General features: G+C 62.0%; 6 protein-coding genes. 3 read left to right on the top strand and 3 right to left on the bottom strand.

The window, feature by feature from the left end; translation table 11 throughout:
- Positions 1-474: 474 nt before the first annotated feature.
- The 3 genes from ACT3UQ_RS19340 to ACT3UQ_RS19330 form a co-directional block, all read right to left on the bottom strand.
- Entirely contained in the window at positions 475-1,728 is a 1,254-nt protein-coding gene (locus ACT3UQ_RS19340) for a mechanosensitive ion channel (RefSeq protein ID WP_096287838.1), read from the bottom strand.
- 405 nt (positions 1,729-2,133) lie between these two features.
- On the bottom strand, positions 2,134-2,580 hold the full coding sequence (locus tag ACT3UQ_RS19335; protein WP_444637778.1) for an OsmC family protein: 447 nt from the start codon (positions 2,578-2,580) through the stop codon (positions 2,134-2,136).
- 4 nt (positions 2,581-2,584) lie between these two features.
- On the bottom strand, positions 2,585-3,094 hold the full coding sequence (locus ACT3UQ_RS19330; protein ID WP_444637777.1) for a GNAT family N-acetyltransferase: 510 nt from the start codon (positions 3,092-3,094) through the stop codon (positions 2,585-2,587).
- A gap of 338 nt (positions 3,095-3,432) precedes the next feature.
- Between ACT3UQ_RS19330 and ACT3UQ_RS19325 the strand changes: the two genes are divergently transcribed.
- From ACT3UQ_RS19325 to ACT3UQ_RS19315, 3 genes are all read left to right on the top strand, one after another.
- Positions 3,433-4,581, top strand: a complete 1,149-nt coding sequence (locus ACT3UQ_RS19325) for an acetyl-CoA C-acetyltransferase (protein WP_105553028.1) — start codon at positions 3,433-3,435, stop codon at positions 4,579-4,581.
- Between the two features lie 43 nt (positions 4,582-4,624).
- Positions 4,625-6,238, top strand: coding sequence for a fatty acyl-CoA synthetase (locus tag ACT3UQ_RS19320; protein WP_444637775.1), 1,614 nt, complete (start codon positions 4,625-4,627; stop codon positions 6,236-6,238).
- Positions 6,235-6,490, top strand: a 256-nt coding sequence (locus tag ACT3UQ_RS19315; protein WP_444637773.1) for an enoyl-CoA hydratase-related protein, incomplete at its 3' end; no start/stop codon positions are given. The genes ACT3UQ_RS19320 and ACT3UQ_RS19315, both read left to right, overlap by 4 nt.

The raw sequence follows: 6,490 nt of genomic DNA, 5'->3' as shown, positions 1-6,490 counted from the left end.
CCCCACCCCTTAAATAAAGGTAATCTTGGCATCCTCATCAGATCCAAGACACTATTCCGGTGGGTACTATGACCTCTGCTGACTTCTGCCCCATCAGCCCTGACCTCACGGCCAGAACCGCCCCACCAGTCAAACCGGTGATGCACTGGAACAGACCTCCCCGGATAAGAGCATTTACTTTCCTCCTGCGCCCGCCACATTTACACACTTGCCGTTTCGGTGGAACGGGCTTCACCATCGCATGCTGGCTTACCCCGACAAATATGCCTTATATGTGGTTCGTGTCCCTCGGTACAGGGATTTGCCTCCGGCTTCCTTCCCACTCCACCTCACGGTGACGCAGTTGCCATCGGCTAGAAGTTAAACCACCTTCTCCTTCAGAGGACTTTCACCTCCAAGTAAATGCCCATGCCGGGCGTACAAGAAAAAGAGTGGGACCGGTTACCCGGTCCCACTCTTTGCTGGTTCTAAGTTCTAGAACTCATTTGGAGGCGTCGGCGGTGTCGCCGGTGCCCGACGGGTTGGCGCGGTGCCCGAGGTGTCGGGACCGTCCATCTTGCTGATGTCGATTTTCTCCAGTGTGCGAGCCGCAGCATCGCGGCCGCCAAGGCCGAAGGCCAGAGCCGCTGCCAGGGCCGCACCGATCACGATGGCGCCGAAGGCCATGTTGATAATCGAATCGGCCAGACCCATGTACTTCAGGCCCATCGCGATGAACAGTGCGATGGCCGTGTAGCGGATGATCTTCGAGGCGGTGGTATCGCCCATCAACCGACCGATCACACTTGCCAGCACGAAGCCGATGGCGATGATGACTCCACCGAAGATGACCTTGCCGCCCAATTCCAAGACCTCGTTGAGGATGTTGGTGATTGCCGGGAAGTTCAGCATGCTTGCTGCCATGACCGCGAAGAACAGGATAATTGCGATCTTCACGATGGTGGCGATGATTCCCGATGCGCTCTGCCCCTCGGGAACAACTCCCCAGCCCGCCACAACTCTGTCGGTCCCCACACCGCGCAGCGTTGATTCAAGCAGCTTGCCAACAAACTTGGCGATCAGGAAGCCCACGGCCAGAAGGATCAGGGCCATGATCACCTGTGGAATTGCGGTCAGGACGATCTGCAGCATCTCCTGCGCTGGTACCGAAATGGCCTCGATGCCCAAAACCTGCAGTGCGGAAATAGCCACGACCAGCAGGATCAGCGCAAACACGATATTTGCGATGACATCCACGATGGTCCGCTGCGTGCGCAGTGAGGTCTCGGGGTCGACTTCTTCGCCGTCGCCGGGAGTCAGTTTGCGAACGAGGGAACTGAAATCGACAGTTCCCAGACCGGTCTGGATCAGCTGCTTGATTACATTGGCGATCACGTAGCCAATGATGAAGATGAAGGCCGCACCGATGAGGTTAGGCAGGAAGCCCATGATTCCGGCGAGCAAGTCCTGCACCGGGGTCAGCACCTCGGTCAGCGAGAAGACCTGGAGAATAGCGATCAAGCCGAAGAGCCAAACGACCAGCGACGCGACCTTGCCTAGCGAATCACCGATCTGCTTGCCATCGGTGCCCTCCTTCTGGAGGAACTTAATCTTGGTGACGAGTTTGGCGACAGCCCATTTGACAACCTTGGCCACCAGCCAGGTGATGATGAGAATAACAAGCGCGATGGCAACTTTTTGCAGCATCGACGCCCAGTCAATGTTTCCTAGAACGTTCTGAGTTTGCATCTCTGCTCCTTCAACGTGGGGATAATTTAGACACTACGACGAGGATTTTTTGCTGACTAGGGCAAGGAGAGAACCGGCGGCCCTAGCGGATGACAAATACCGACATCGAAGAACTAATTCCGCACCTAAAGAGTGCAAATTCAACGGATAGATCAGTAGATCACAAGATTTGATACGAAACCACTGTACTTGAAGATTTTGGTTTCGACCCCGGTCACAAGTTCGACTTTCCGGGCTTGACTTTGGATGACTCGCAAGTGTCTGAATTCCCGGTTACATGCATCCGGCTTCCCGTGCGGACGGGCGCACCAGGAATTCACCATCCCGGCTATGCCGGCACAACAGCTGGCATAGCCGGTCAAATTCAACGCATCCCTAGTACTGGCCCACGAAAATGGTGGCCGATCAGGAAACCGAGTCGGTGCCCTCGATGGTGCTGGTGACCTTGGACCCCAGCTCGACGGTGCGCGAGACCGTGCAGTATTTGTCGTGGGAGAGCTTCACAATGCGCTGGACCATTCCGGCTGCCTTGCGGCCTTCCACGGTATCGGGGAACTTCAGGTTGAAGGACATATCGATGTCTTCCATCTGGCTCGCGCCACCTGCTTCGACCTTGTTGCCGGTCGCGGTGACCTCGAATTTTTCGGGCTCCGCATGCCTGGTCGTCGCGGCATCGACGTCAATCGATGAGCACCCGGCAATCGCGGCCAGCAGCAGTTCGACCGGGGAGAGCAGGCCTTCGCCTTGGCCGAACTCGATGCTCGCACCGCTCTCGGTGCTGGTGGCCTGGTAGCGGCGCGAGGCCAGGCGTTCGATGGAGACTTCACGCAGGGAACGGGTATTTTCTGTCATGCGTCTATCGTTCCACGGGTCGCTCGCGGACCCTTGCATGACGCAGGGACACGCTAGGACTTTTGGCGTCGGCACCGACAAGACCGGCTTGGTCCTCCGATTCGAATCCGCAACGCCGGAAAAATTCCAACCCAGCGATGTTTTGCGCGTTGAGCACCATTTCGATCTCCGCGCAGCTGGAAAGCGCAAAGGCCGCCAGGGCCCTGCCGATACCTTGTTGGCGATGCTCATGGTGGACCCATAGGAGCTCCACACGCCGTTCGTCCATGGCCATGAAACCCACGACCTGCGCGCCCAGGTGCGCTACGAAAATTTCTGCACGTTGCGCATAAACGGTTTCCAAGGTCGAGGCTACGGAGGTCAAATCCGCGGCCGAGAGGAAATCCAGGCGCCCTTCGACGGAGGATCGCCACACGTCCAGCAGTTCCGGAACTTCTTCGATGCCCGTCCATGGGCGGATGCGCAAGGAGCGCGCGGAGGACGGCTGGTTCATGTCGGGGCTCTGCGAATCCATTGCTACTCCTCCTGCGCAGGGTGCACAACGCACCCTACTGATTCGTAACCTAGTGCTTCCTGAACCCCGCGTTCAAGTGCTGATCGCAGTATTTCCCCGCTTGGCGCGCCGCCCTGAGGGTTCTTGCCACGTCCCGAAGCAAGCCTTCGGGTCGCCCAATACCGCTTCCCCGGCCCCGGCAGGACGCCATTGTTCCGGCACCGCTGATGTGACCTAGACAACGCAAGGTAAGTTCGACATCCTAGTCTTAGCATCAACGAACATTCGATTACGCGGTTTCACCACTGAAAACACGGTGATGAGCGGTCCGAGAACCGCCGAACCTTGGAGGAGAGCCCATGGCCGAGGCCTACATTATCGATGCGCTGCGCACACCGGTGGGGCGCCGCGGCAAGTCTCTGGCGGCCGTGCACCCGCTGGATCTCGCGGCCGCGCCGCTGGCGGAACTGGTGCGCCGCAACGGCATCGATTCGACGCAGTATGACGAGATCATCCTCGGCTGCATCGACCAGGTAGGACCAAACGCCATGGACATCGCCCGCAGCGCGTGGTTGGCTGCGGGCCTCTCGGAACAAGTTCCGGGAACCACCGTTGAGCGCCAGTGCGGCTCCGGCCAGCAGGCGGTGTCCTACGCGGCCCAAGCGGTGCTCAGCGGCACCAGCGATCTAGTGGTCGCCGGCGGCGTGCAATCGATGTCGAGCATTCCGCTGTCCTATTCCAATACGGCCGCCGCGCAGTTCGGCTTCCCCGACCCGTACACCGGCTCCGCGCGGTGGGCCCAGCGCTATGGGGACCAGGAGATCTCGCAGTTCCGCGGGGTGGAGATGATGGTCCAGAAGTGGGGGCTCACCCGTGCCCAGCTCGAAGATTTTTCCGTCGCTTCCCATGAAAAGGCCCTGCATGCCCAGGAGCAAGGCTACTTTGAGCGGGAGATCCTGCCGCTGGCCGAATTGCGCGCCGATGAGGGACCGCGCATACCGGACCGGGCGAAGATGGCCTCGCTGAAGCCGATTGTCGACGGCGGCCTGCACACCGCCGCCAGCGCCTCGCAGATGTCCGACGGCGCCGCCATGCTGCTGATCGCCTCCGAAGCCGCGGTCAAGCGCTACGGGCTGAAGCCGCGTGCCCGGATCCACCACATCTCGGCCCGCGCCGCTGACCCGGTGATGATGCTCTCGGCACCGATCAACGCCACGCGGCACGCGCTGGCCCGCACCGGGATGGGCTTGGCGGACATGGACCTCATCGAAATCAACGAGGCCTTCGCCGCCGTGGTCCTCGCCTGGCAGCAGGAAACGCAGGCGGATATGGCTAAGGTCAACGTCAATGGCGGCGCCATTGCGCTCGGCCACCCCATCGGTGCCACCGGTGCCCGGTTGATGACCTCGCTGCTGCATGAGCTGGAACGCAGCGATACCCGTTGGGGTTTGCAGACCATGTGCGAAGGCGGCGGGCAGGCGAACGTCACCATCCTCGAACGGCTCTAAGCCCCGACCGGGCCAACGATTTCTCGATTAAGGATTCCCGCTCATGAACGATTCCCTGCCAGCAAGCGAAGAGCCGAACCCGAGGTCTGCCGCCCTCAAGGATTCGCATAACACCATCGGCGCCCTGCTGCGCCGCAGCGTCGCGCGCAACCCCGAGGCCAGCGCCCTGCTCTTCGAAGAGCGCGAGTGGAGCTACCGCGAGCTTGAAAGCGCGGCGCGGCGCGTGGCCCGCCGGCTGCAGGTGGCGAACCTGCCGCCGGGTTCCCGGGTGGCCGCCTACGCGGCGAATTCCGATGCCTACGCGATCCTCTTCCTGGCCTGCGCCCTCGCCGGGCTGGTGCATGTGCCGGTGAACTTCGCGTTGAAAGGCGATGAGCTCAGCTACCTGTTGGAGGATTCGGGCGCGGTGCTGGTGGTAGCCGACGAACAGCGGCTCGCCCTCGTCGATCAGGTTCGCGCGCTAGGCCGGGCCCCGGCGGTGGAACGGGTATGGACGCTCTTGCCGGCCGGCACCGGGGAGCCCGCGATCTTGGACACCGCGCTGGATCCCGGGGCGGCGCAGCTGCCGGCGGCGCAGGGCTCCGGGACCGAGCTGGTGCAGCTGCTGTATACCTCGGGCACTACCTCCGCGCCCAAGGGCGCGATGATGACCCACGCCGCGCTGCTGGCCCAGTATGTTTCCTCGATCATTGCCTTGGATTTCACCGCCGAGGACCGCCCGCTGATCGCGATGCCGCTGTACCACTCCGCGGCCATGCACGTGTTCCTGCTGCCCTATTTGTCTCTCGGGGCACGCATCCGGCTGCAAGCCAGTCCCGATATCGCCGAGACCCTGGAAAGGGTCGAAACCGAGGGCATCGGGTCGCTGTTTCTGGCCCCGACGGTGTGGGTGCCGCTGAGCAACCACCCGGACCTGGAAAGACGTGATCTATCCTCGCTGGCCAAAGCCCAATACGGTGCCTCGATTATGCCGGTGACGGTTCTGGCGCGGCTGCGCTCACGCTACCCGAAGATCGGTTTCTACAACTGCTTCGGGCAATCCGAGCTGGGTCCGCTGTGTTCGGTGCTGCGCCCCGAGGAGCATGAGGCTCGTCCGGCCTCCTGCGGCCGTCCGGTGTTCTACGTCGAGGCCCGGGTGCTCAACGCCGCCGGTGAGCTAGCCGAGGCTGGCGAACCAGGCGAGATCCAATACCGCTCCCCGCAGGTGATGAGCGGCTACTGGAACAAGCCCGAAGCCACGGCGCAGGCCTTTGTCGACGGCTGGTTCCGTTCCGGCGACCAGGTCACCGTCGATTCCCAGGGCTATATCCAGGTGGTGGATCGGATCAAGGACGTGATCAACACCGGCGGGGTGCTGGTCGCTCCGCGCGAGGTCGAGGACTGCATCTACGAACTCGAACAGGTAGCGGAGGTGGCCGTGCTCGGGATCGCCCACGAGCGTTGGATCGAAGCCATCACGGCGGTGGTGGTGCTCAAGGAAGGGGCCGAGCTGAGCGCCGAATCCGTGCGCAGCCACGTGAAAAGCCGGATCGCCGACTACAAGGTGCCCAAGCGCGTGGATTTTGTGGCGCAGCTGCCGCGCAACCAATCCGGGAAGCTGCTCAAACGCCAGTTGCGGGCCGAACGTGCCGGAGTCGAAGGCGGACCGCGCGCATGAGCCAGCCCATCCCCATCACCACGGTGGAAACCAGGAATCAGGCAGCAACCGCGATCCGCGTGGAGACTCGGCCGGGAATCGTGCGCATAGTTTTCCAGCGTCCCGGGCAGGGCAATGCGCTGAATCTGGCGTTGGCGCGCGAGGCCCTGGCCGCGCTGCGCGCCGCGGAGGAAGATCCCGACGTGCAGGTGCTGACGTTGACCGGCGAGGGCCGGTACTTCTGCGCCGGCGGCGACGTGTATTCCATGGCCG

The organism is Glutamicibacter sp. AOP12-B1-11 (assembly GCF_052379245.1).
Classification (GTDB): Bacteria; Actinomycetota; Actinomycetes; order Actinomycetales; family Micrococcaceae; genus Glutamicibacter.
Note: the sequence above shows the minus strand (reverse complement) of the source record. Positions and strands in the feature narration are given on the sequence as shown.

Excerpts from the sequence above, each read along its gene's own strand:
- ACT3UQ_RS19330 (WP_444637777.1), bottom strand. The coding sequence starts at position 3,094 with ATGGATTCGCAGAGCCCCGACATGAACCAGCCGTCCTCCGCGCGCTCC.
- ACT3UQ_RS19340 (WP_096287838.1), bottom strand. The coding sequence starts at position 1,728 with ATGCAAACTCAGAACGTTCTAGGAAACATTGACTGGGCGTCGATGCTG.
- ACT3UQ_RS19335 (WP_444637778.1), bottom strand. The coding sequence starts at position 2,580 with ATGACAGAAAATACCCGTTCCCTGCGTGAAGTCTCCATCGAACGCCTG.
- ACT3UQ_RS19320 (WP_444637775.1), top strand. The coding sequence starts at position 4,625 with ATGAACGATTCCCTGCCAGCAAGCGAAGAGCCGAACCCGAGGTCTGCC.
- ACT3UQ_RS19325 (WP_105553028.1), top strand. The coding sequence starts at position 3,433 with ATGGCCGAGGCCTACATTATCGATGCGCTGCGCACACCGGTGGGGCGC.